The 24,449-nt window shown below is 37.5% G+C and carries 13 protein-coding genes; 7 read left to right on the plus strand and 6 right to left on the minus strand.

The annotated features are described in order from the left end of the window. Positions 1-86: 86 nt before the first annotated feature. From QM524_RS13690 to QM524_RS13715, 6 genes are all read left to right on the plus strand, one after another. Positions 87-1,538: a M61 family metallopeptidase gene (locus tag QM524_RS13690; RefSeq protein ID WP_283345034.1), complete on the plus strand. Its 1,452-nt coding sequence runs from the start codon at positions 87-89 to the stop codon at positions 1,536-1,538. A gap of 75 nt (positions 1,539-1,613) precedes the next feature. After that, the gene (locus QM524_RS13695; RefSeq protein WP_283345035.1) at positions 1,614-2,798 is read left to right on the plus strand and encodes a M20 metallopeptidase family protein; all 1,185 of its coding nucleotides are present in this window, start codon (positions 1,614-1,616) and stop codon (positions 2,796-2,798) included. A 271-nt stretch (positions 2,799-3,069) separates the two neighbouring features. Continuing rightward, positions 3,070-3,471 (plus strand): hypothetical protein, encoded by a 402-nt coding sequence (locus QM524_RS13700; RefSeq protein WP_283345036.1) that lies wholly within the window; start codon positions 3,070-3,072, stop codon positions 3,469-3,471. 44 nt (positions 3,472-3,515) lie between these two features. Then, positions 3,516-4,268 carry a class I SAM-dependent methyltransferase gene (locus tag QM524_RS13705; protein ID WP_283345037.1) on the plus strand — a complete coding sequence of 251 codons (753 nt, stop codon included), beginning with the start codon at positions 3,516-3,518 and terminating at the stop codon, positions 4,266-4,268. Between the two features lie 73 nt (positions 4,269-4,341). Beyond that, on the plus strand, positions 4,342-7,950 hold the full coding sequence (locus QM524_RS13710; RefSeq protein WP_283345038.1) for a M4 family metallopeptidase: 3,609 nt from the start codon (positions 4,342-4,344) through the stop codon (positions 7,948-7,950). 230 nt (positions 7,951-8,180) lie between these two features. After that, positions 8,181-11,384: a S41 family peptidase gene (locus QM524_RS13715; protein ID WP_283345039.1), complete on the plus strand. Its 3,204-nt coding sequence runs from the start codon at positions 8,181-8,183 to the stop codon at positions 11,382-11,384. Between the two features lie 251 nt (positions 11,385-11,635). On the opposite strand, the gene QM524_RS13720 is transcribed toward QM524_RS13715, so the two are convergent. Further along, a complete protein-coding gene (locus QM524_RS13720; protein ID WP_283345040.1) occupies positions 11,636-13,792 on the minus strand; it encodes a glycosyltransferase family protein in 2,157 nt (718 codons plus the stop codon). Between the two features lie 397 nt (positions 13,793-14,189). Here QM524_RS13720 and QM524_RS13725 point away from each other — a divergent pair, with 397 nt between their 5' ends. After that, a complete protein-coding gene (locus QM524_RS13725; RefSeq protein ID WP_283345041.1) occupies positions 14,190-15,992 on the plus strand; it encodes a MutS-related protein in 1,803 nt (600 codons plus the stop codon). Between the two features lie 465 nt (positions 15,993-16,457). On the opposite strand, the gene QM524_RS13730 is transcribed toward QM524_RS13725, so the two are convergent. The 5 genes from QM524_RS13730 to QM524_RS13750 form a co-directional block, all read right to left on the minus strand. After that, positions 16,458-19,814 carry an efflux RND transporter permease subunit gene (locus tag QM524_RS13730; protein ID WP_283345084.1) on the minus strand — a complete coding sequence of 1,119 codons (3,357 nt, stop codon included), beginning with the start codon at positions 19,812-19,814 and terminating at the stop codon, positions 16,458-16,460. Between the two features lie 208 nt (positions 19,815-20,022). Next, the gene (locus QM524_RS13735; protein WP_283345042.1) at positions 20,023-21,138 is read right to left on the minus strand and encodes an efflux RND transporter periplasmic adaptor subunit; all 1,116 of its coding nucleotides are present in this window, start codon (positions 21,136-21,138) and stop codon (positions 20,023-20,025) included. A 32-nt stretch (positions 21,139-21,170) separates the two neighbouring features. Beyond that, the gene (locus QM524_RS13740) at positions 21,171-22,520 is read right to left on the minus strand and encodes a TolC family protein (protein WP_283345043.1); all 1,350 of its coding nucleotides are present in this window, start codon (positions 22,518-22,520) and stop codon (positions 21,171-21,173) included. Between the two features lie 104 nt (positions 22,521-22,624). Continuing rightward, entirely contained in the window at positions 22,625-23,227 is a 603-nt protein-coding gene (locus tag QM524_RS13745) for a TetR/AcrR family transcriptional regulator (protein ID WP_283345044.1), read from the minus strand. Between the two features lie 607 nt (positions 23,228-23,834). Further along, a complete protein-coding gene (locus QM524_RS13750; RefSeq protein ID WP_095161111.1) occupies positions 23,835-24,356 on the minus strand; it encodes a cupin domain-containing protein in 522 nt (173 codons plus the stop codon). Between the last annotated feature and the right edge of the window lie 93 nt (positions 24,357-24,449).

Raw genomic sequence — 24,449 nt, forward strand, 5'->3', positions numbered from 1 at the left:
TTCTAAATGCTTGGAGGTTGATTATGAGTTACTTTGGATTCTTTGTGAATAATAGTACCTTGCGGCTTTAGCTATATCAATAAAATATGAGATACAAAATTTATGCAGAAAATCCACAAAACCATTTCTTAACTGTAGAATTGGAGGTGGAGAATATTACATCTGACCGTATAAAAATTCAATTACCTGCTTGGCGTCCGGGACGTTATGAGCTACAGAATTTTGCTAAAAATATTCAAACGTTCGAAATTTTTGACGAACAGCAAAACCCCGTGGAGTTTCATAAAGTAAACAAAGACCGCTGGAAAGTCTATACCAAAAATATCTCAAAATTAACTATTAGACTTCGTTATTACGCTTATATTCAACATTCTAAAGGCGTTTTTGCTAATGCGGGTAGCTCGTATGTAGACGAAAATACTATGTATGTCAACTTCGTAAACTGTCTGCCTTATGTAAGTGGGCGCATGCATGAGCCTTGTACGGTTGAACTTGGAGTGGCCGATGAGTATAAAATCGCTTGTGGAATGCCTATTGAAGGAAAGACTTTATTGGCACAAGATTATTATCAGTTGGTAGATTCGCCAGTATTGGCTAGTCCATATTTACAGTGCCAAACGTATAAGGCTGCGGGTATTCAATTTTATGTTTGGTTTTTGGGAAATTATCAACCAAACTGGGAGAAAATTCTTTCAGACTTTGCTAGTTTTTCTGAAAAACAAATTGACATAATGGGAGATTTCCCTGAAAAAGACTACCATTTTATCAACTGGATATTGCCTGTAGCCTTCTATCATGGTGTTGAGCATCGTAACTCAACCATGATTGTATTAGGTCCAGATACAGAGGGTGATGGTCTTTACACCGATTTATTGGGTGTAAGTTCTCATGAACTGTACCACGCTTGGAATATTTGTAAGATTCGTCCAGTGGAAATGATGCCTTATGATTTTACTAAAGAAAATTATTTTCCGACAGGCTTTGTGGCAGAAGGTGTTACGACGTATTTAGGGGATGTTTTCTTAAAACAGTCAGGTGTATTTAGTCTTGATGCCTATCTAAAGGAATTTACAACTACTATTCGCCGCCATTTTGAAGAAGATGGACTATCACCTATGTCGTTAGTAGAGGCTTCGTTTGACTTGTGGCTTGATGGTTATGTGCCTTCTATTCCTAATCGTCGTGTATCAATCTATAACAAAGGGGCAGTTGTTGCCTTTTTATTGGATGGATTGATTCGTGAAGCAACGCAACATGAAAAATCTATTCATGATGTTATGCGATTGATGTGGGAAAATTTCGGAGAGTCAGGTTTGGGTTATTCATTGAATGATTATAAAAAACTAGCCGAGGAAGTATTTGGAGGTAGTTTGGAAACCTATTTTGCCGAATGCATTTCAGGAAGTATTCCTTTACAAGAACAAGTAAAAGCACGCTTGGCATGGTACGGAATTGAAGCTAGTTTTGACGAAAACCTTCGCTTAACTATCGGTCAAGTAGATCATGAGAATGAGAATTTACGTAATTGGTTGGGCTAAAGACTAGTTGTGATGTAACTTTGTCGTCCAAATTGGTCTGTAAGTGACCTATTGCTACTCGAAATATTTAGAAAAATGAAAGATAAAATTAAACAATTAGCTGCATCCATGGCGGGTGAGTTTGTGGCCAATCGTCGTTATTTGCACACAAACCCTGAGCTTTCGTTCCAAGAATTTAATACACAAAAATACGTAGCCGAGCAACTCAAATCGATGGGGATTACTCCTACCGAAATTGCTAACACGGGTTTGGTGGCAACTATCGAAGGGCGCAATCCTAGTACAAAAGTAGTGGCTTTGCGTGCGGATATGGATGCTTTACCGATTGTTGAAGCCAATGACGTACCTTATAAATCACAAAATCCTGGCGTCATGCACGCGTGTGGGCACGATGTGCACACAGCTTCGTTGTTGGGAACTTCACGAATTTTGAGTCAACTCAAAAATGATTTTGAAGGAACCGTAAAATTGGTATTCCAACCTGCTGAAGAAAAAGCCCCAGGTGGTGCTAGTATCATGATTGAGCAAGGTGCATTACAAAATCCTGCGCCTCACAAAATGCTAGGACAGCATGTAGCTCCAAATATTCCTGTAGGAAAAATCGGTTTCCGTGAAGGAATGTACATGGCTTCGGCAGATGAGTTATACTTAACTGTAAAAGGAAAAGGTGGACATGGTGCTATGCCTGAAAACTGTATCGACCCTGTTTTGATTGCTTCTCATATCATTGTGTCAATGCAACAAATCATTTCTCGTAACCGTAATCCTCGCTATCCCTCGGTATTGACTTTTGGAAAGGTAATTGCCAATGGAGCAACCAATGTTATTCCAAATGAGGTATATATCGAAGGTACTTTCAGAGCAATGGACGAGCAATGGCGTGCCGAAGGTTTAGAAAAAATCAGAAAAATTGCCGAGCTAACTGCTGAAGCTATGGGTGGAACATGTGAGGTATTTATCCAAAAAGGATATCCTTTCTTGCAAAATGAACCAGAATTAACACGCCGTATGAAAGGTGCTGCGATTGATTATATGGGTCAGGAAAATGTAATTGATTTGGATATTTGGTTGGCTGCTGAGGATTTTGCCTTCTATACACATCATGTAGATGCTTGTTTTTACCGTTTAGGAACTCGCAACGAGGAAAGAGGAATTATTTCAGGAGTACATACGCCAACGTTTGATATTGATGAAAATGCGCTAGAAATTGGCGCTGGCTTAATGAGCTGGTTGACCGTTCAAGAGTTACAGACCTTGTAAGCTATAATTTTCTCAAATACAACTATATGAATATCGGGTAGAGTGTATAACTTTACCCGATATTTTTTTAGATACCCGATTCCTAAATAAGACTGTACGAAGGATTATAAAAACTGTTTATTTCGGATATCGGATGTTGGATTTCGGAAGTGTAAGTACATATATTTTGTAAAAAATAAAGACATATCTCTCATATTTCCGAAATCAGAAATCCCAAATCTGAAATAGTTTGAAATCCTTCGTACAGTACTAAGTCCTAAACATGGATTCTATGAAAAAACTCATACTCTTTAGCTTCATTTTTGGCGTATTTGCCTGCAAAAGTATTCCGAAAGAACAAGAAATTACCGTTGGTTCGGGTGGTGGATTTGCCAACTTATGGCAATCATATACACTTAAGTCTTCCGGAGAAATTCTTTATCGAACCAATAAAAGCGACTCGGTAAAGGTTATTCAGAAGCTGACAAAAGCTCAAACCAAAAAAATATTCAAGGCTGTACAAGGGCTTCATCTGGATAGTTTGTCACAGAGTGAAGCGGGTAATATGAATCATTATCTCGTTTTTTCGGAGGGTAAAAAGTTTTCCTATAAAACCCAATGGGCAAATTCTAAGAATGTCAATGATTCTATCAAAACATTTTATCAGTCACTGATGGATAAAATCAAAAATTAGGATTGAAAAATAGATAAAAACATTTAAGCAATCTCAAAGTATTTATGCTTCCTAAAGACAGATTCTCGACGCAAGCCAATTTATATGCCCAGTTTCGCCCGACTTATCCACAGGAACTTTATGATTTTATCTTTCAATATGTGGATAAGTTTGGAAATGCTTGGGATTGTGCCACAGGTAATGGTCAAGTAGCAAGAGTTTTAGCCCAAAAGTTTCAACAAGTCGAAGCTACTGATATTAGTCAAAAGCAGTTAGATAATGCTTTTCAGGCGAGCAATATCCATTATCAAATCTCGCAGGCTGAAAAAACGCCTTTTGCAGATGCATCATTTGATTTAATCACAGTAGGACAAGCCATTCACTGGTTTAATTTTGATGCCTTTTACCAAGAAATCAAACGAATTGCAAAGCCGAATGCCCTATTAGCTTTTTGGGGATATGGCACCTTGTTGATAGAAGAATATCCAAGTTTGAATCAAGATTTTCAACACTTTTATCAAGAACAAATTGGCTCATACTGGGATGGTGAACGTGGTCATATCGACCAAAAATACACTACGATTCCTTTTCCATTTGAGTCTATTCCAACGCCTGAGTTTTCGATGCAATATTTTTGGAACTTTGACCAGTTGGAAGGGTATCTAAATACATGGTCGAGCGTCCAAAAATATATTCAGCAAAATGGAAATAATCCTGTTACGGAATTTGTACAGCAATGCAGAGAGAAATACGCTGAAGATTTGACGTTCCAAGTGAGCTTTCCAATATTCTTGAAAGCAGGCAAAATTGAGCGATAAAAAGTAATAGCGTTTATATGTTTGTCTGTGTTTCAACAAATACCGCCTGTTAGTCTGTTAATTCTTTTGTCTCATGAAAAAAACTTTACTTTTCATTGCCTTGCTCGGATGTGTGTCTGTGGCACAAGCGCAAAAAACTTTCAAACAAAAATCTAAATCTGGGCAAGGTACTAGTCCTAATTTGCCCACTGTTGATTTTTCGAAAAGTGCAGAACCTTCTTCTTTTTCTCGTTATAATTTTCAGTATTCGAATAGTATTTTTCGGGAAAATTTAATGGCAAAAAAAGATGGTTTGAGTATTTCGAGAGATGAAAATGGTATGCCATCGTTTATCGTGGGTAAACCTAAAAATCTTTCTTCTAATACGACAACCAAAGCAGGACGATCTTCTGAAGCCTCGGCAGCTTATAACTATTTATCAGCTGTTCAAAAATATTTACATTTCAAGAATGTAGAAGAGGAATTTGATGTAAATCAGATTGAGAATGACAATCTTAATCAAACTCATATCCGTGTGCAACAGATGTATAGGGGCGTTCCTGTGTATGGTGCTCAAATCATGTTGCATACCAAAGACGATGCCGTGGAGGTAATGAATGGTAAGCTTTACCCAACACCTAGTTTGGCTTCGACCGAACCTAGTATGGGGACAGAGCAAATTGCTTCTGTGGCTCTTCAGGATGTTCAGCAACAAACCAAATTTCGTACTTTGAGTTTTGCCGAAAAAGCCATGCTTAAATACGAAAAGCCTCAGTCAAAGCTTTTTGTTTATCATAAAAATGAATCAGTAAACGACCAGCATTTGGCATACGAAGTCGTGGTTCGTCCTAACTTTTTGGAAAGATGGATTTATATGATAGATGCCAACTCGGGCGAAATTTTAGATAGATATAGCTATACCTGTACGCTCGATGGGCCACAAAAAGCCAATGCCGTAGATTTGAATGGCAAAACTCGTGCTATCAATACCTATTTGGTTGGCTCAAATTATTACATGATTGATGCCTCAAAAAGTATGTATAAAGGCGGAACGATCAATGTCGAAAACCCACAAGGCGTTATTTGGACGCTCAATGCGGCAGGTTCGTCAGTAAATGATGTAACTGTACGTCAGGTATCTTCTACTAATAATACTTGGGGTAATACTGAATCTGTTTCGGCACATTATAATGCTAGTTTGGCGTATGATTATTACGAAAAAACTTTTGGTAGAAAATCCTTAAATGGCAAAGGAGGTAGTATTATTTCCCTAATCAACTTGACTGATGAAGATGGAAAAGCCATGGACAATGCTTTTTGGAATGGTGAGTTTATGGGATATGGCAGAGGAGCAACGATGTTTAAACCTTTAGCAGGCGGACTTGACGTAGCTGGACATGAAATGACTCACGGAGTAGTAGAAAATACAGCCAACTTAGTGTATCGTGGACAATCTGGTGCGATTAATGAATCGATGGCAGATATTTTTGGAGCCATGATTGACAGAGATGATTGGTTTATGGGCGAAGATGTAGTCAAAGGCTCAAAGCCATTAAGAGATTTATCGAACCCTAATCAAGGAGGTACAAGCTTGCGAGATGATGGTTTTCAGCCTGCCAGCATGAACCAATATTATACAGGTTCAGAAGATAATTATGGGGTGCATATCAACTCAGGAATTGTCAATTATGCTTATTATCGCTTTGCAACATCTATCAATTCTAAAGAAAAAGCTGAAGCTGTATATTATCGTACCTTAACGAAATACTTAACTAGTAGTTCAAAATTCCTTGATTTGCGTCGTGCAGTGATTCAGTCTGCCACAGACTTGTATGGAACCAACAGTACCGAAGTAAATGCAGCTAAAAGTGCTTTCGATGCCGTAGGTATTACCGACTCAAACCCTCCAAATACAACACCAAACACAGGAACGACAACACCTGTGCCAGCGCCATCCAATGATGTTCCGACTAAAAAAGGTTCTTCATTTATCTTAAGTTATGACCCTAAAGACAAGTCATTGTATGTGTTAGATACAGTTGTAAATACGAGTACCTATGTTTTGATTGCGAAAAATATTGTACTGAAAAACAAACCAAGCGTTACTGATGATGGCAAATATGCCTATTTCGTAAAACAAGATAATGGGATATATCGCATAGATTTGAGTACTGTAAAAACATTTTCGCCTAATGACCAAAGCTCGACCATCAAGCAAGAACTGATCTCGGCTGCGGGTTGGGACAATGTGGCAGTTTCGAAAGATGGTAAGCGCTTGGCGGCTATCACAACCAAAGTCGATACCAGTATTTATGTTTATGACCTTAGTGCTTCGGGGAGTTCGATTTCTGGGCGTAAGTTTAGATTGTATAATCCAACCTATTCGGGTGTAAAAACAGGGCAAGTACTTTATGCTGATTCGTTTGAATGGGATTATGATGGCGAAAACTTAGTTTATGATGCCTTTAACCAGTACAAAACTGCAACTAATACCAAAATTGAATATTGGGATGTAGGTTTTATTAATGTCTGGAGTAATCAAAAGAATACCTTCGGAACGGGCGTTGTCAATAAACTCATCAACGATTTAGTGGAAGGAGAAAATGTTGGTAGTCCTGCTTTTTCTAAAAACTCTACCAATATGTTGGCTTTTGATTATTTCTATTCAGATAGCCAAGGTGATGATTATGCTGTTTTGGGAGTCAACTTATCTCGTCCTTCCGACTTACAAATTACAGCCATCAACAATACCATTGGTTATCCAGAGTTCTCAAGAAGCGATGATTATGTGATTTTTAATGCCCTAGATGCTAAAACGGGACAAGAGAATACAGATATTATTCAATTAGATAAAAACGACAAACGTGTAGGTATTGCATCTACGCAAAAGACATTAACGCAAGAATCCTCTTTTGCTGTTTGGTACACAAACGTGGCGCGTACTTTGCCGCAAAAGAAATCTCAAACTCTGACCATTACCAAAGTTCCAGATAAAACCGTTGGCGATGCTGCCTTTACTATTACCGCAAGTTCTAATTCGGGATTAAGCGTAATCACGTCTGTTTTGGGAGGACCAGCTTCTATTTCGAGCAACAGAATTACTTTGAGCGGAACAGCAGGGCGTGTGCGCTATGGTGCATATCAGGATGGTAATACACAATATTACGCTGTTTCTCAGATAGACTCATTCTGTGTCAATCCTGTAAAGCCTTCCATTTCAGTGGTGAAAAAGACTGACGCCAATGGCGATTATTGGGAATATACCTCAAGTGCTACCACAGGAAACGTATGGTACAGAAATGGTACAGTTTTGAGCGATCAAATTGGCCTACGCTCAATTGCCGTAACCTCAGGTGCTAGCTTTACAGTTCAGGTCGTAACAACTGATGGTTGTAAAAGTGTCATGTCGGATGCTCGTCAGGACGCACCAATTGGCAAAGTTTTAGGTTTTGAACCACTGGATAGTAAAGGTATTATGGTATCTCCAAATCCAGTACAGGATATGACGAAAGTACAAGTTGGCACTCAAAACAGAATTGAGTCTATCCATATTATTAATACCGAAGGAAATATTTTACAAACCCTTGAAGGCAACCGACAAAACGAGCAATTTATTAATCTTCAGTCGCTTCCAGCAGGTAATTATATTTTAGATGTAAAAACGAAGGAAGGAGACGGAAGACAAAAAGTGGTCAAATTGTAAGCACAAAAAACTTTATTTTGCTCAATAGACTTACCGTACAAAGGCGTTAGGATACATTCATCCTAACGCTTTTTGTTTTTTAGCAAGACTGGGTTAGTTTTACAAAAAAGGGGATAGGCATCAGGCACAGAGGCACAAAGTTTTTTAATAATTCACTTGCCCCTTTGTGCCTGTTCACTCTGTGCCTTCATGCTAAACTCATTTCATCATCTTATTTCAAACCTGAAATTATGTTAAAAACTACTTTATTCTCGCTTGCTGCGGGATTAGTGTCTCAGGCGATTGTGGCGCAAAATACTGAAACCTATTTTGCTTCTTTTCCTTCAATCAGCCCTGATGCGCAAACCCTTGTGTATTGTTTTGAAGGAGATATTTGGAAAACAGACCTCAATACCAAAGTCTCCACGCGCCTCACAGCTATGCGAGGTACAGAAAGCCGTCCAAAAATCTCTCCTGATGGAAAATGGTTGGCTTTTACTGGCTCGCAATACGGCAATCCAGATGTGTATGTGATGCCTCTCGAAGGCGGCGCCATTCGTCAATTAACCTTCCATGATACCCAAGACTACGTAGAATCTTGGTCGTGGGATTCAAAAAGTATTTACTTGAGTTCGGGGGCGCAAAATGACGGAACTGCCTATAAACTTGCTATCAATGGAGGAACGCCCGTACGCTTATTTTCTCACTTTTTCAATCGTATCCACAACGTAGCCGAACACCCAACTACGGGCGAGATTTTCTTCAATGATACTTGGGAAAGCGATAACCAAAGCACTCGTAAAGGCTATAAAGGGGCGTTTAATCCAGATATTCAATCTTACAACCCTAAAACTAAAGCCTATAAGCGCTATACCAATTACATCGGTAAAGACCTTTGGGCAAGCATTGACCGCAGTGGTAATGTCTATTTCGCTTCAGACGAAGCCAACGGTCAATATAACTTGTACACTTTTCAGAATGGGCAAAAGCTTGCTTTGACGCAATTCCCTGAGGCAATAAAACGTCCGCAAGTGAGTGCCAACGGGCAAAAGGTTGTTTTTGAAAAAGAATACCAATTGTATGTGTATGACGTTGCTAGTAAAACTTCACAGAAAATAAACCCTAATCCACTGCGCAATTACGTTTTGCCACACGAGCAAGACTTTAAAGTAAGTGGAAATATCGCTGGGTTTGATGTGTCGACAGATGGTAAAAAATTGGCATATTCATCACGTGGGGCATTATTTGTTTCAGATGTTGAAGGGAAATACATTGCGCAAATTCCAACAGATGCTCATGGTCGTGTGGTAGAAGTAAAATGGCTTTCAGACAATAAAACCCTACTTTTTACACAAACTACTGAAAAAGGTTACTACAACCTTTTTACTATTTCGGCAGATGGAAAAGGTAAGGCCAAACAACTTACTTCGGACGAGCAAAGTAACCGCAATATCACCTTCAATAAGGAGAAAACTCAGGCGGTATATATCAGCGGCAAAAATGAAATTCGTGTATTAGACCTCAAAACGCTTATTTCAAATACAGTCGTAAAAGAAGAGCTTTGGGCACTCTACAACCCTAAACCTTATTTTTCGCCCAATGGTGAATATGTCATGTTTTCGGCATATCGCAATTTTGAACAAGACATTTTCTTGTATCATTTGGCTGATAAAAAGCTCATTAATTTAACCAATACAGGTATTACCGAAACCAATCCATATTGGTCGCCAGACAGCAAGTATATTTATTTCGAATCTGACCGTACCAAAGCAAGCTATCCATTTGGTTTGACTAATGGACGTATCTACCGAATTGCCTTGAGTAAAATAGATACTCCTTTCAAATCTGATAAGTTTAATGACTTATTTAAAGAAGAAAAGAAAGAAGAGAAAAAGGACGATAAAAAAGAAGAGCCTAAAAATGCGAAGGCTAAAGGCAAAAAAGAACCAGAGAAAAAGCCAGAACCTGCTCCAGCGCCTAAAATTGTACCAATTGTTATCAATATGGAAGGATTGATGCAGCGATTCGAGCAAATTAGTCCTGATTTTGGTTCTGCCGAAAGCCCTGTTGTGTTCCAGAAAGACGATAAAACATCGGTACTTTTTGTTTCAAATCATGAAGGAGGAAATGGCGCATTATACAAAACAACTATAGCTCCTTTTGCCAAAAACAAAACTGAAAAAATAGAAGGGGCTTCAGTATCTGATTATGAAGTTGCCGTGGCTGAAGATAAATATTTTGCGTTGGTTAGAGGAGATATTTATAAACTCAACCTCGATGGAAACAATCTTGAAAAAATTGACTTGAATTTTACTTTCCGTAAAAACTTAGCTAATGAGTTTCAGCAAATGTTCCATGAAGCTTGGGCGGGTGTACAAGAGAATTTTTATGATGAAAAATTCAATGGGTTGGATTGGGTAAAAACAAGAGAAAAATATGCGAAGTTTTTACCTGCTATCAACAATAGAGCAGACTTGCGTACTTTATTGATGGACATGCTAGGCGAACTGAATGCTTCACACTTAGGTTTCTCGACCGATGGTGACGAAGATGCTACTTTCTACAAAGCTGTTTCTCAAAATGTAGGTATTGTTTTCGAAAATGAAAATCCTTATGTCGTAAAATACGTAATCAAAAACTCCATTTCGGATAAAGCTGATAAAGATATTCGCCCAGGAGATAGATTAATGAAGGTAAATACAGATAGCGTTGACACTAATATCAATCGTGATTTCTATTTCTCAAAACCATCGTTGGATGACGAAATTAGTTTGACATTTGAGCGTAGTGGCAAAACATTTACGACTAAAGTACATCCACAGCGTAGTTATGCCCAGATTCGTAGCCTATATGACGAATGGATTGACCAAAACCAACAGTATGTAGATACCAAGTCTAATAAGCGTATCGCTTATGTACACATGAGCGATATGGGACGTAGCGAGTTTGAGAAATTTATGATTGATGTTACTTCGGAAGCCTATAACCGTGAAGGTTTGATTTTTGATATTCGTAACAACAGAGGGGGAAATGTCCATGATTTGGTCTTGAATTTCTTATCTCAGCGTGCTTATTTGAAATGGAAATATCGTGAAGGACAGTTTACTATTCAGCCCAACTTCAATCCAGCTGACAAACCAATTGTGTTATTAATCAACGAACAATCTTTGAGTGATGCCGAAATGACAGCGCAAGGTTTCAAGCAATTGAAGTTAGGTAAAATCATCGGTACAGAAACCTATCGTTGGATTATCTTTACTTCGGGCAAAGGTCTGGTGGATGGTTCGTTTTATCGTTTACCATCTTGGGGGTGTTATACTTTAGATGGTAAAGATTTGGAAAAAGAAGGCGTAAGTCCAGATATTTCGATTCCTCAAACGTTCACTGATCGTCTTGAAAACAAAGATCCACAATTAGATAAAGCGATTGAAGAGATTCTGAAATCTTTGAAATAGAGGGGTAGTAGAAGTTTTATGAAAATAAACACGAGTCATCCCAATTTAGTGAATTGAGATTGACTGAATGAGTGATTATTTTTCGTCAGTAGAGACGCAATGCATTGTGTCTAGCGAAGATTAATCACGAGCTTTATCAAAAAGGCGTTCGAAAATTGCTTTTCGAACGCCTTTTTGATAAAGTTTATAGAATCCTCCTAATCCTAAAATTTTGGATGACTCCTATTTTTCGTAATAATCAACTTTATGATTTAGTAGAAACTTACATATTTATTGGTTGATGGCTTTTTGAGTTTCACCAGACAAATGGTTGGTCTGCTTATGACATAAGCAATAGAATCTTGAGGGATATTTTTCCTAATCCAATTCATATCATTGGTTAAAATACTGGTGTACTCAAAAGCTTTTTTCTCATTCTCTAATTTTTGGAACGCTTTAGAATAACCGATATAATGAAAGTCGATAGATTTTTTAGCCAAAGTTTTATAGGTAGCCCAGTAATGATAATATCCTAGCCCCGACTTGTAAGCAATCGATTGTTCTTGCTTGGAGATATGTGGATAAATAGCCATAAAGTCTCTATAACTTTGCTCTCCTGTAACCTTGAAATACTGCTCATGGTGAGATAAATCAAATACACTTTGTTTTTCTCCATCATAGTATCCCAATTTATCTAGTTTCGATACTAGCTTCATTCTTTCCCAATAACTCAATTGTTTTTGAAGTTTGTAACATGGTATTGGATTGTTAAAATCATAGATATCCTCTATCTTTTTACGATAGATCGGGATTTGTTTCTCTTCAAGACAAAGAAAGTTGGGTGGATAAGCAAGTACGTATTTTACTACACTTCTAACTGAAACGAGTGATTTATTGGGGTTTAATAACAAAAAAGGGAATGAGGTAATTAACCCAATCCAAGTAAGATTGTATAAAAGTTTAGATGATATCTTATCAATAGCGACAGAGATAATAACACAACCTAATGCAAAAAATGGCATGTGTGTGCGGGTGCTCCAAAGCTGAAACTTTAGAGATGAACAAAACAACAAAAAACCACTAATCATACAAGCAAAAAGAATTACTTCATTTCGCGAAGGCTTTATCCAAACGTATGATATCAATGACCCGATAATTAAAATGAGTAAATAGAGATTGCTCACCGTATCCTCTGTTACCACAAACCTTACTTGAAATTTATCTGCCGAAAGTTGAGCGTCATTAACATTTACTCCCAATAGCTGATGAAATTTACTGACAAGATTACTCACTGCAGTATTATGCTGCTCGTTGGGAAGTCCTAAATGTAGTGAGAAGTTTTTTATGGTATTACCAAGTGTAAATTTTATGGAATGTTTCTCAGTAGCTAGATTTTCAGCGTGTAAGACATGGCTTACAGGAGGATGAACGGGATGCTCAAACAGTTGATAGTTTCTGATAAAAAATGGCGTAAATACAATGCAATAACCCGTGATAATCATTCCTAAGACTAAACCTGATTTTATCAAAGACTGACTCATGATAATTCTGACACCAAACCAGATACAAAAAGGCAACGCGAAGAAAAAGATGGTATATTTTGTAAAACACCCAAATACTAATGCTAGCATCATAAAAGTAGCATCTTTCAACTGTAATTTCTGGATGTACAATAGTCCAAAATACACAAATACTAAAAAATAGAAACACGCCAAATAGTCAATTTGGGTACTTGTACTTTCAAAAATCCCCACAGGTAACGAAACCAATAAGATACTACTTAAGATTTGGACTTTATGCTTATAGCCCAAATGACGTACTATCAGTCCTACAGTAAGGGCACTGCTGCACATGGCCGTAAATTGGATGAAATTGACCAATGAATCTGATGGACTTACAGATAGAAAATGTAGTTGCCAATATTCACCTAGAATATTGTGGTAGAGTTGTTGAATATGAAGTGTTGGGTAATGATAAAGATTTTGGAATTGTAACCAACTAATAATCCTAGTCAAATGATAATTGATTGAATCGATATTATTAGGAGCCGCCAACAAGACCAACGAAAGTAAGGGTAATAAATAGACCCCAATTACCGCACCGACCAGTATCTTGTAAGATTTTGGTAATTGTTTGAATTTCTCTTTAATGGGACTAGGATTGAGGGATACATAAGTCCTTTTACTGATACAGTAAATCAGTAAGCCCCCGAATATTCCTGTCCAACAATAACGAATAGAGGCTTCAGACAAGATACCAAAAGCAGACAGAATTTCTGTAGAGGCAAAAACGCCTAGTGTTGCTATTAGTAATGATTTTAACCATGCTTCGATGATACTAGTCAGCGTTGGTGTGATCTGTGTAGATTTATTTAATACTATCGAGAATATTAAAAATATGCTACTGGTGAGAAAAAAAAAGTAAATCATTAAAGTAGTTTGTATGGCGAAAACTGAAATGAAAATACTATCTCCTTGATACAGAGGAGATAGTGGTAAAAGATATTTTTGGGTGTTTAATGGCGTAAAAGAGAAATAGAGTGCAAAGATAGGTAGAAATACCACTTGTTTGTCGGTGTCTATATGTTAAATTTAGGTACAATTGTGGTTGTGAAGTATTAATACGCTCTCGGCTACAAGCTGTAGAGTTTAGGCAAGCATACCTTTTTGCTTAATGCGCATTGCTGGTAAAATTAATTTTGCCATTGATTACGTTAAAGCTATCACAGGTACTAAAGAAAATCCTCAAATCTATATTTGCTTACGGTTATTTGATGAACATTGGCGACTTAACTCGTATTTTTGTTGAATATCAGAATCGTAAAATATGTCATTCAATTCATCCACTACACAAATTGACTTTTTTCAAAAAAGACAACAACATTTTGAAACCCTTCAAGCACAAACGCAAGCTCAATATAACCAATGGGCTGTCGCTCGTGCTATCTACTTTATCGCTTGGGGAGGCCTGTCTTACTGGGCGTTCGAAGCATTATCTCCTTGGATTTTTTTAGGGATTTTGGTTGTTGGTTTCGGCGTCTTTCTTTGGATGATCAACAAGCATTTGGCTATTAAAGCACAAAAGTTACGCTATCAACTATTGACTAACCTTAATGAAGACGAAGCGCTCCGTTTGCAAGGGAAATTTGTGAGGCAGGAAACAGGCGAAGTTTACATTAAGGCACAACATTTTTATGCTTCAGACTTAGATATCTTTGGAAAGCATTCCATTTTCAAATTGCTCAACCGTACCCGTACCTATACAGGCGCGGAGGTATTGGCTGACTGGCTTCAAAGTCCAGCCGATCATGCAACTATTTTAACACGTCAAGAGAGTTCCTCTGAGTTGAAAGACATGATTGATTGGCGACAGAATTTGGAAGTAGATGCTTGGCAAATTGAAGATGTACATCAGCCTATTACTCCTATCTTAGAGTGGCTTCAACTAGCTCCGTTTGAGGTTTTAAAGCAAAAATCTTTACGATATTTGCTCTACTTACCCTATCTCAGTATTCCTGTGGTATTGGCCTGTATTTTAGATATTTTGCCATTACAATGGATTTTGGCGGTGTTTATTATTCATGGTTTTATTCTTAGAAAAGTCAGTGGATTGCTAGGGCTATATCTCGATAAAACCTCTTCGGTGGCTAATGTCCTAAAAGCCTATGCGAATTTGTGTAAAAGTATTGCAGTCCCTGCATTTCAGCATGCTCATTTACAGAGACTACAAACAGAAGTCAACCAAGCAACGGCTCATATTCAAGAATTGAGTGTTTTACTGGAAAGAATTGGCAATCGTCAAAATCCTATTTTTGCGCTATCCGTTGGTATGTTGACACTTTGGGATTTACGTTATTTTATTCATTTGGAAAATTGGCGAGCCCAACATCAAAATCATTTGGCGCATTGGATTGCTATTGTGAGCGAATTTGAAGCGCTAAGTAGTGTGGCGGGACATAGTTTTGCAAATCCATCTCATGTTATACCCCAAATTGCTAATAAAGATTTTATCATTCATGCTACACAATTGGGGCACCCTTTAATTAAGTCCGAGAAACGTGTTTGTAATGATATTCAGATAGAAGGGCTAGGACAATGCGTGATTATCACTGGCTCGAATATGTCTGGAAAAAGTACTTTTCAGCGTACAGTAGCCCTCAATACCATTTTGGCATTGGCTGGAAGTGTGGTATGTGCCCAACAATTTGAGTGTTCAGTGATGCAAGTATTTACTAGTATGCGTACTCAAGATTCTTTGGAAGAAGATACATCTTCATTCTATGCAGAACTCAAACGCTTAAAACAACTCATCGATTGGGTTAACGAAAAGCAAAGCTTACCGACTTTCTATTTCCTAGACGAAATCTTAAAAGGTACTAACTCCAAAGACCGTCATGATGGTGCAAAAGCCTTGATGCTTCAATTGCATCAAGCTCAAGCCTCAGGCTTTATTTCGACCCATGATGTTGATTTGGGAGATGAGTTTAGTGAAAAAGGATTTGTCAAGAACTTCAGTTTTTCGTCAGAAGTAAGAGAAGGGAAATTAGTTTTTGATTACACCCTCAAACAAGGAATTTGTAGAAGTTTCAACGCAAGTCAGCTGATGGCTCAGATTGGAATAAAGATGTAAGGAAAGGGTAAAATTAAATTGATTTTACCCGCAATAGGCATTAAGCTATACGCCGTAAGCTAAAAGTTAAATAGTTTTTTTGATAGAATTTAAGCTTTTTTTGCCTAATGCCTTACAGCATAAAGGGTATCTTTTTAGGGAAATGAGGAATAAAATAACTTTTATCAATCATAAATACGGCATTTTATGATTGATAAATTCAGATAATATCAATCATCGGTGGATTATGGATAGACTAAATCTCATAAAAAGTCTTTGCTTTTCTATAGTTTGAGAAGTACAATTCCTTTCGAATTATCTTATTTCTATTCATCAAAAAAGGGGTCGGAAAATATTTCCCAACCCCTTTTTTGATGCTATTATGATTGATTTTAACTCTGCATAAGACGCAATCACTGCTTCTCTACTGGTGCATTGAGATTGAAGAAATAAACACTCATTCTCTCCATCTCAATGCACTCAATTTTACTCTACTGCTGGTTTCTTACGGAAGTACTTGATTCGAACTCGTTCGTTGATGTAGTACATACATGGCACGATTACGAGTGTAAGTACTGTAGAGAAACTTAAACCGAAGATAATGGTCCATGCCAAAATACCCCAGAATACCGCACTGTCGCCACCAAAAGCAATATGTGGATTGAATTCGGTAAACATCGTTACAAAGTCAATACTCAAACCTACAGCTAAAGGTACTAGACCCAAGATAGCGGCAGAGGCTGTCAACAATACTGGCGTCAAACGTACGCTACCAGCTTCGATAATGGCTTCTTTTAACTCATAACCACGACCTCGTAGCTCATCGGTAAATTCGATGAGGAGGATACCGTTTTTCACTACAATACCCGCCAAGGCAATAATACCTACACCCGACATGATTACAGAGAATGTCATTCCGAATATCATAAAGCCTAACAATACACCAATCAATGATAACAAGATAGTACCGAAAATGATGATTGGTTTTGAGATAGAGTTAAACTGAATTGTCAAAATCAAGAAGATTAGCAAAATAGCACCACCAAAAGCCGTTCCTAAGAAGTTGGCAGTTTCGGCTTGCTCTTCTTGCTCCCCACCCATTTTTACTGTATAACCACTCGGAATTTCTATATCCTTAATCAATTCTGTAATTTGAGCAACAATTTGGTTAGCATTATAACCCGCTACAACATCCGAACCAAGTGTTACAACACGTTGCTGATTCTTACGGTTGATTTGACTAAAGGTAGTCGAATAACTAATCGTTGCAATAGAGTTTAATGGAACTTGGCGCAAAACACCTCCCATAGTCATATCACGATAAGTGATATTCAAACTCAACAGTTTCTCGATTTGATTACGGTCACTTTGTTTGATGCGTAACTGGATTGGATATTCGTCTTTATCATCACGGAATTTTGAAATCTCTGAACCAAATAATGCTGTACGAATAGCCAAGGCTACTTGTGAAGAAGAAATCCCTTCTCTTTGTGCTTTTTGCTTATCAACATCAACGATGATTTCAGGCTTGTTGGTAATCAAATCACTTTTTAGTTCATCAATACCTTTGATCCCTGACTTTTCAATTCTTTCTTTAACGTCTTTTTCAAGTTTTTGTAAAACCGTAAAGTCATCCCCTGCAATTTCAATAGCAATAGGCTTACCAGTTGGAGGACCATTACGCTCTCTTTCTACTGAAATCTCACTGCCAGGAATAGGAGATTTCTTAAGCTCATCACGAATTTCTTGCAAAATACTTTCCGACGAAATTTCACCACGTTCTGTCTTTTTCACAAATGCTACCGTCACTTTTGATTTTTGTGGAGTAGCCGAACGGTCTGGGTTTGTTGGGTCACCTGCGTTTTTACCGACGTTCGAGATTACCGAGTTAACAGCTATTTCAGCTTTGTTTTTCTTGATAATATTAAATACTCTTTTCTCAATAATTTTCGTGATAGAGTCAGTTTTACGGGCATCTGTACCTACAGGCATCACGTTGTAGATATACACATAATCAGGATCACCACTCGGGAAGAAAATCACCTTAGGTTGTACAATACCCATCATGACGAAGGTGAATATCAATAAACCAAAAGTAGCAATTACAACACCAATCGGACGTTTGCCATGAATCACCCAAGCTACAACCGCACGATAGCGATTTTTGAAAGCAGGAAGTGCTGTTTCTTGGAAAGGCACGATGATTTTTGGCGATAAGATAAAGTGGTTGAAAAGGTATAATGCAAGGATAAACACAAACAAGTTACCAAGTCCAAAGTTGATGAAATAACCAACTACTGCCAACAATCCCATAACAATTAGAGGCTTTTGCAAAGACTTAATACCTTCTACGTGGTGTGTTTCTTCGTCGTGGCGTTTCATGAATGATACTGCAAAAACAGGGTTCATTACATAAGCAACCAACAAGGAAGCAAACAACGTATAAATCAAGGTAATAGGTAAAAATTTCATAAACTCACCTACAATACCTGGCCAAAACAATAAAGGTACAAATGGTGCAATCGTGGTAAGCGTACCTGACAATACTGGTAAGAATACCTCTGATGCCGCTAATTTTACGGCTTCAACAATGCTCAACTTACGGAACTGGTTAAAAATACGGTGTGAGTTTTCGATTACCACAATGGCGTCGTCTACCACAATACCCAAACCTAGTAAGAAAGCAAATAATACAATCGTATTGAGCGTAAAGCCTGAGAAGTACAAAGGAATAAAGGCGATCAATGCTGATAATGGTACCGACAAGCCTACAAAGATGGCATCGCGCACACCCATGAAGAACATCAATACAAATACTACAAATAAAAAGCCTAGAATTACGGTATTTACCAAGTCATCAATATCAGATTTAGTACGTTCTGAGGTATCGGCAGTGATTTGTACTTTTACGCCTTGAGGCAAACGAGTTTCTTCGTATTTGTCCAAAATCTTTTCAATTTGCTCTGAAGCCGAAATCAAGTTGGCTCCACTACGCTTAATTACGTTGAGTGTAATAACCGAACGGTTGTCTAAGCGTGCAAAATCTTGACGCTCTTCATGACTATCTATAACCTCTGCTACATCACCCAAACGAATCATCGCACCCGAAGACGAACGCAACATAATGTTGGCGATTTGGTCAACTGATTTGAACTCACCTTTTACACGAAGCGTACGACGTACTCCATCGACATTGAGGTCACCACCCGAAATGTTAATGTTTTCCCCCTGAACGGCCATTTGAATATCTGTAAAAGACAATCCTGAAGCCTGAGCTTTGTATAAATCTAGGTTGATTTGGATTTCACGGTTCAAAGCCCCAACGATATCAACACGGGTAATTTCTGGTAAACCTTCAATCAAGTCTTGTAACTCTTCAGCATATTCTTTGAGTTTTCCTAAAGGATAATTACCCGCCAAGTTGATGTTCATAATCGGGAATTCCGAGAAGTTTACATCTTGTGCTGTTGGTCCTGAATCTAGCTTTTGAGGTAAATCTTTTTTGGATTTATCTACTGCATCACGCACACGCTGTAAGGCATCTTCAACCTTTACATTTGGATTAAATTCAATCAAAATAACCGAAACATCTTGCAAGGCATTTGATTTGATACGTTTTACCCCTTGAATCGTCTTTAGTTGCTTTTCAATAGGCTTGTTGATTACGTTTTCAATATCCGCAGGCGTTGTACCAAAATAGACCGTTTGCACATAAATCTGTGGTACTTTAATGTCTGGGAATTGTTCTTTGGGAAGGCTTCCGTAGATACCTAAACCCGCCAAAAACACCATAAAGGTGAAAAGGTAAACGGTGGTTTGATTGGAGGCAAGCCATCCAATCATATTATAGATTCCACCACTACCATGAGGTAATTCTTGTATATCTTTTTCTTGATTTTCCATTTTAATAGAGATAGTTATACAGCCATTGGCTTTAATGCTATGGTCTGTTGGCAAGTGTTTCTTGCCTATTTATCCTTAGAAATGATGCGATTGAAATTGGATTGTGGAAAAACAATAAGTTATCCACAATCCAAATACGTCATGTGGATTAGTAACTCAAAGGAGTTCCATCTACTAAGTCTTGGTATCCTTGCGTAATCAAAAGTTCACCAGCCGAAAGTCCTTCAAGGATTTCGATATTACCATTATAGCTCAAACCCGTTTTTACTTTACGACCACGTGCTACTTTTTTACCATTTTCGGTAACAGCTACATAAACGATATCGCCTAATTCGGTATTCTGAATTAAGTTTTGAAGAATTACAATAGAATTAGCTTTTGCCAAGTCATTGATAGTCATGATAGCTACTTGGTTTGGCTTTAATTGACCACCCAAGTTTGGTACTTTAGCTTCTACGCCAAAAGTTCTTGAAACTGGATCAACTAGGGCGTCAACCACACCTACTTTAGTGTTCAATTCTTTATTAATATCAGGGAATTTTACGTTGAGGGCATCACCACGTTTTACAGAACCCAAATAAGTATCTGCTACTTTACCCACAACTTTCAAATTACCCACATTCACTAGTTGGAAAATAGGCTGACCCGGCATACCCATTTCACCAACTTTTTGACGAACTACCTCAACTGTTCCAGCGATTGGCGCATATACTTTGGTCATTGCCAATTGAGCTTCCATTGTTACAATACGTTTTTCAAGTGCTTCTTTATTTGCTTTTGCTTGTAGGTATTGTACCTCTGTACCTATTTGTTGATCCCAAAGTGCTTTTTGTTTGTTGAAAAGCGTAACGGCTAAGTCTAGTTGTTGCTTGATTTCAGCCATTGACTGTTTCAAAACGGTATTGTCGACAGTAGCTACCAATTGACCTTTTTTCACAGCCTGACCAACACTTACTAAAACGCTTGTGAGTTGTCCACTCATTTGTGGGGTAACTTGCACGATATTTTCAGAGCTTACCAAACCTTGAACTTCAACAAAGTGCTTGAAGCTCTGTGCTTGAATTGGGCTTACAGATACTGCTACGATTTTTTGTTCTTCTTTTTTCTCTGTTTTACCTAATTCTTTTTCTAAGCCTTTGATTTTGGTTTCAATTTCTTGTTTTTGAGCTTTCAGGGCTTCTAGCTCGGCTTTTTTATCAGTTGATTTATTGCAGGCTGCCAATAAAAATAAGGCAGAGGCTATTGCTAAGTATTGCTTTTTCATTATTTCTTTTTTGCGATTTTTAGTATTAGGGATTATTCTACAAATAACTTGCCTTTGGCTTTGTCAAGATCAACTTTAGCAATTAGGACATTATATAAAGTAGCAAAATAATTGTTTTGAGCTTCTTTGTAAGACGACTCAGCATTGACTAATTCTAAGTTTGTGCCAACACCTTGTTCATATTTGATTTTAGTCACACGAACAACTTCTTTGGCCAAATCCATATTATGCTTTTGTTCCTGAAGGGTTTCGTAGGCATTTTTCAAGGTAATTTGACCTTGTTTTATTTGTAAGTCAATACTATTTTGTAAGAAGGTAAAGTTTTCTTTGATCTTCTGTACACTATTAGCAGCTTGAATAATTTTGTATTTTTTTGCGAAACCATCAAAGATTGGCACTTGGATAGAGAAGCCAAGTGTAGCGGCGTTAAACCAAGGTTTGGTAATTAAATCGCCAAATTGTGGACGACCCGTCGAATAGCCATACGTACTTGTAAGGAATACTTTTGGCAAATAGCCTGCTTTTTGGTTTTTCAAATCTAGCTGAGCCAAACGATCTTGTGTTTGCAACATCGAGTATTCTATACGGTCACCATATTGAAAAGGAGTTTCGTTTTCTGGTAAAAACTCATTTAGGTTGACACTGCTCAATTTGTCGGTAACTACCACGGGTTCAGTTAGGGGTAAACCCATCTGAAATTTGAGCAAGTTGTAACTCAATTCCTGCAAACGTTCTACATTTTTGTACTCTATTGAAAGATTATTCTTTTGTACCTCTAAACGTTGTACGTCAAGTTTCTCAACGAATCCTTGAAGATTTAATACTTTGGTTTGATTGAAAAGAGAATCAAGGCGACCCATATTGAGCTTAAGAATTTCTAAACGCTCTTCATTGACAAGAATGCCATAATAGGCCTTTGTAACATTTTCAGCAATTTGTTGTTTGGTTTGAGTAAGTGACTTGGCCGATAATTCCTTGTAAACATCTGCAGCTTTTAAGCCTAAGGTATACGAACCGTCAAATAATAATTGGCTCAAGCTTGCAACGGCATTACCACTGTTACGAACTCCAAACTCAGCAGCTACAACATCGCCTTCTTTAGCATTAGGGTCAAATGTTTTGGCTGGAATAAAAACCCTTTGGATAATAAGGTTGTTTGTGTAACCAATGTTTGCGTTTACTTGTGGCAATCCCATTGCTTTGATTTCATTTACCTTAGCACTGGCATTTAATACATCAAGTTGTGCGGTTTTTACATTCGAATGGTTTTTTACTGCATAATCTATCGCTTCCTTGAGCGTGTAGCTTTGTTGGGCACGAGCTACCACCGAAGTAAGCAATATACTGAAAGTCAGTAAGCTACTTTTAAGTTTAGTTTTCATTTTTGACTAGATAATTAGTAAAATTTTAAAGAACATATATGCTACGGGTATCTGTTAAAGAAAGATTGCCAATGTGCCTGAGGTAAAAGGATAGCAATCTCTCATTAACTCAAAAGATTGAGGTAGTTTTTATATAATTTGAGACCTTCGTCCGACAATACACCTCTAATAAAATGGTCAATCAAGGCGATTTGAACTTCAATAAACGAAAATCTATCAGGTGGAAAAACTTGCATGTCAAATGCAATAAAAATTGATTCTAGGTGTATTTTGGCTATAATTTCTACTTTGATTTCTGGTCTAAACAACCCGTCAGAGATACCTTTTTCAAGGTCTCTAATCATTTGAGTCAGAATAAAATTCTGCTTATGCTCCATGAACAAATTCCAAGCACGAGGGTGATATTTCTTGATGTCATAAAGCATCGTCGGATTGATTTCACAAAACGATTTCTTCAGCATTTCAATCGTTTTAACCATTTTTTCGACCACATTCTTCGAAGTGTCATTCATGTTTTGGAACTCACACTTATCTTCTTCTAATTGATGTACTGCAACCTGAAAAACTATTTCGTCTTTATCTGAAAAATGTTGATAAATGGTTTTCTTAGAAATCCCCAACTCTTTGGCAATGTCGTCCATCGTTATAGACTTTACCCCATAACGCATAAACAAACGACCGCTAGTTTCAATAATTCTTTCCTTCATTTCTAATATGTAAAATTGCTAATGACCTGATTATATGGTAGGTTTTGCAAGTTTATCAGAGGTTGGAAACTTTCATGTTCTGCAAAGTTTCTGAAGGCAAAACTATGGAAACTTTAAAAAGGTTCAAAGTTTTCTGTGATTTTTTGTAGAAAAGTTCTACCAGTGTGATGAGTGGAAATGGGTATGGATAAATGGTAAAATGTTGATAAAGAAGATTTTGTGTAATGTAATTATATTCTGAAATTTTATAACAAATTGTATTTTATTTAGGCTTGCTTGAAGAAGGGAAAGTGCTATGCGGTGATAAAGAAGATCAATGGGGGGTAACTTTAATAAGAAAGACTGTAAATTTTCAAAAAATGTGGATTTAATCAGAAGGTACTCAAAATCAAAGGGATGAAGTCTTATGTACGCTTGAGATAAACAATTTTTTCTGAAAACTTACAGTCAATCAATGATGAAACTAGAATTAAGTTAGTGGGCAAATACCCGCAATAGGCATTAAGCTTTATGCCGTAGGCTAAATGTTGAAAATAGTTTCTCTTAAAATAATGAAAGCTTTTTGCCTAATGCCTACGGCTTACTGCATAAAGCGTTACATTCACTCTTATCTACCGAAGTCGTCTTGTAAACGAACAATATCTTCTTCGTCAGATGGTGTTTCAGGGTCAGTATGTTGCCAAATCTCAGCGACTACCCCCCATGACTCCAAACCGATTAATCTATGGCGTTCGCCTTTATCCATTTGAATAAAGCTTCCTGATTCTAATCTTTTTACATCCTCGCCTTCTTCGTCAGTTGGGCTGATTTTTACGCCTACAGTTGTTCCTGCAATAACTTTCCAAATCTCAGCACGACGGAAATGGTATTGCCAAGAAAGGCGTTTTTCTGGAGCAACAACCAAAATTTTAGGACTTAATTTATTAGTAATCTGAATGTCAGACATTTCCAAATGAGGAAAATACGTACTTGCAAAAGCTGGAGCTTGAGTTTCGTCAATCACAAAAAAACCACCCCAAGGACGGGTTTGATCTTGTTTAACTACATTAAAACCAAGCGTATTTAATTCCGCAGCGATTTGTTCAAAAATTTCTTCTTTGCTTGAGTTGGGAGAGATGTTTAGGTTCATAAGATAATAGTTAATTGAATGGACATGTATTCATTACAAAGAGATTACTTCGCAAAACACATACCCTATTGAGCCGTCATGTTATACAACATA

Source organism: Flectobacillus roseus, assembly GCF_030056595.1.
GTDB classification, from domain to species: Bacteria; Bacteroidota; Bacteroidia; order Cytophagales; family Spirosomataceae; genus Flectobacillus; species Flectobacillus roseus.